Consider the following 2,762-nt stretch of genomic DNA (forward strand, 5'->3'; position numbering starts at 1 on the left):
GGATCGGACGGGGACGTGGGGGACGTGAGCGGGGTGCCCATGACTGAACCTCCGGGACCTGCCGGAACCTCCGGAACCGGTCCCCCCGACCGTCACCCGCCCGGACCGCCGGCGCATCCGCAGCGCCGCGCGGTTCGTCCGTCCGGTGGGCCGGCCCGGGCCGTTGCGGTGAACCCCGGGGCGAGCGGGTCCGTCGCCCCGGCGGCACCCCGGCGGCTCAGATCCGGTCGACCAGATCCGCGATGGAGTCCGCCACCGTGGAGGGACGGAACGGGTACCGCTCCACCTCCTCGGGACCGGTCAGCCCGGTCAGCACCAGGAAGGTCTCCATGCCGGCCTCCAGGCCGGCCAGCACGTCGGTGTCCATGCGGTCGCCGATCATCGCGCTGGACTCCGAGTGCGCCCCGATGGCGTTCAGCCCCGCCCGCATCATCAGCGGGTTGGGCTTGCCGACGAAGTACGGCTCGCGCCCGGTCGCCTTGGTGATCAGGGCCGCCACCGAACCGGTCGCGGGCAGCGCCCCCTCGGCGGAGGGTCCGGTCTCGTCGGGGTTGGTGGCGATGAACCGCGCCCCCGCGTTGATCAGCCGGATCGCCTTCGTGAGCGCCTCGAAGGAGTAGGTGCGGGTCTCGCCCAGCACCACGTAGTCCGGGGCGGTGTCGGTGAGGATGTAGCCGATGTCGTGCAGGGCGGTGGTCAGCCCGGCCTCACCGATCACGTACGCGGTGCCGCCCGGCCGCTGGTCGGAGAGGAACTTCGCGGTGGCCAGCGCGGAGGTCCAGATGTTGTCCACCGGCACGTCCAGCCCCATCCGCTGGAGGCGGGCGTGCAGATCGCGCGGCGTGTAGATCGAGTTGTTGGTCAGCACCAGGAACGGTTTGCCGGACTCCCGCAACCGCTTCAGGAAACGGTCGGCACCGGGGATCGGCACCCCCTCGTGGATGAGGACGCCGTCCATGTCGGTCAGCCAGGACTCGATCGGCTTGCGCTCGGACACCGTGGGAACTCCTGCCGTGCTGGGGAAACGGACGGGCGGGGCCGGTGGGGACGGCCGACCGGTCGCGGGGACCGGTGCCGGACCCCGCCGGGGGCCGGTCGCGCCGCGTCGAACAGCCTAATAGCGGGGCCGGGAATCGCTCCCCGGCCGACCGGCCCGTGGACGGCCGGGCGGGGTGAACCGCCGGCCCCGCCGACCACTCGTTCCCCGGCTACCCGCTCCGGGGGGTCACAGACCCAGGTCGCGGATCAGCTTCGCCACGTGGCCGGTCGCCCGGACGTTGTAGAGCGCCCGCTCCACCTTCCCCTCCGCGTCCACGATCACCGTGGAGCGGATGACGCCGGTGACGGTGCGGCCGTACATGGTCTTCTCCCCGAAGGCGCCGTAGGCGGTCAGCACCTCCTTCTCCGGATCGCCGAGGAGGGTGATGCCCAGCTCCTCCTTCTCGCGGAACCGCGCCAGCTTCTCCGACTTGTCGGGGGAGATGCCCACCACGTCGTACCCGGCGTCGGCCAACAGCCGCAGGTTGTCGGTGAAGTCGCACGCCTGCTTGGTGCACCCCGGGGTCATCGCGGCCGGGTAGAAGTAGACGATCACCTTCCGCCCCGCGTGGTCCGCCAGCGAGACCGACTTCCCGTCGGCGTCGGGCAGGGTGAAGGCGGGGGCGGTGTCACCCGGCCGCAGGCGTTCGCTCATCGGTGGTTCCTCTCTCGAACGACGGTGGGGAGGGCCCCGGGACCGAGCCTACCCACCCGGGCGTGCCGGTTCCGGAGGCCCGGGCACGCTAGCGCCGGAACCCCTCGTGCCCGGCCGGCCCGCCCCGGGGCGGAATGGCGGGCGGCGGCGGGGGCAGGAAGCTGACAGACTGTGCACGACGGGCCCCGGGCCCGGACCACGATGAGAATCGACCACGGAGGCGGAGCGGTGCCCGAGTCCAGTCGTCCGGATCACCAGGACGGGAAGAGCGGCGGCAGCAGCCGGTACGAGGTGGAGAAGCCCAAGGCGAAGGAGTCGAAGGCGAAGGCGGAGGGACCGGAGGAGATCGAGGCCCGCATCCGCCACCGGCGGGCCGTGCTCGCCGACACCCTCGACGAGTTGGCGGTGCGGGTGCATCCCAAGACCATCGTGGGCGACGTCCGCACCCGTGCGCTGTCGGTGGTGGACCGTCGTGCGGGACAGGCGTACATCGCCGTCAACCGCACCGTCTCCGGAGCCCGCACCGGCCTGATGACGCGCGACGGTTCGCCGCGTCCGGAGCGGCTGATCCCCATCGCCCTGGTGGCGGTCGGGGTGGTCGGCCTGCTGGTGCTCGGAGCCCGGCGCCGCCGTCGGTGACCACCGGCGCCGTCCCCGGGGCCGTTGGGATACGGTCGTGTCGTGAGCACCCCATCTCCCGACCCGAACCACGACAAGCTTCCGATCCGGATGCTGCACGACCGCGTGCTGGTGCGCACCGACACCGGCCAGGGCGAGCGCCGCTCCAGCGGGGGCATCGTCATCCCGGCCACGGCCGCCGTCGGGCGCCGACTGGACTGGGCCGAGGTCGTCGCCGTGGGCCAGAACGTCCGCACGGTCGAGCCGGGTGACCGCGTGCTGTACGACCCGGAGGACCGGGCCGAGGTGGAGGTGCGCGGCATCGCCTACGTGCTGATGCGCGAACGCGACCTGCACGCCGTGGCGGCCGAGCGTCTGCAGGGCTCCGAGGACTCCACCGGCCTGTACCTCTGAAGGCCCCGGCCCCGGGGCGTTCGCCCCGCCCGTGACC

At 72.8% G+C, this 2,762-nt stretch carries 4 protein-coding genes; 2 read left to right on the top strand and 2 right to left on the bottom strand.

Going from position 1 to position 2,762, the window contains the following annotated elements; genetic code table 11:
* Window positions 1-217: 217 nt before the first annotated feature.
* Together FNQ90_RS18845 and bcp are read right to left on the bottom strand one after the other, a co-directional pair.
* Window positions 218-997, bottom strand: a complete 780-nt coding sequence (locus FNQ90_RS18845) for an HAD-IIA family hydrolase (protein WP_143623374.1) — start codon at window positions 995-997, stop codon at window positions 218-220.
* Window positions 998-1,225: 228 nt separating this feature from the next.
* Complete coding sequence (bcp, locus tag FNQ90_RS18850; protein WP_182607453.1) at window positions 1,226-1,693, bottom strand: thioredoxin-dependent thiol peroxidase; 468 nt, start codon at window positions 1,691-1,693, stop codon at window positions 1,226-1,228.
* A gap of 228 nt (window positions 1,694-1,921) precedes the next feature.
* Here bcp and FNQ90_RS18855 point away from each other — a divergent pair, with 228 nt between their 5' ends.
* Entirely contained in the window at window positions 1,922-2,332 is a 411-nt protein-coding gene (locus tag FNQ90_RS18855; RefSeq protein WP_323380067.1) for a DUF3618 domain-containing protein, read from the top strand.
* Between the two features lie 90 nt (window positions 2,333-2,422).
* The gene (locus FNQ90_RS18860; RefSeq protein WP_143623380.1) at window positions 2,423-2,725 is read left to right on the top strand and encodes a GroES family chaperonin; all 303 of its coding nucleotides are present in this window, start codon (window positions 2,423-2,425) and stop codon (window positions 2,723-2,725) included.
* Window positions 2,726-2,762: the final 37 nt, after the last annotated feature.

This window comes from Streptomyces alkaliphilus (assembly GCF_014141535.1).
In the GTDB taxonomy this organism is placed as follows: domain Bacteria; phylum Actinomycetota; class Actinomycetes; order Streptomycetales; family Streptomycetaceae; genus Streptomyces; species Streptomyces alkaliphilus.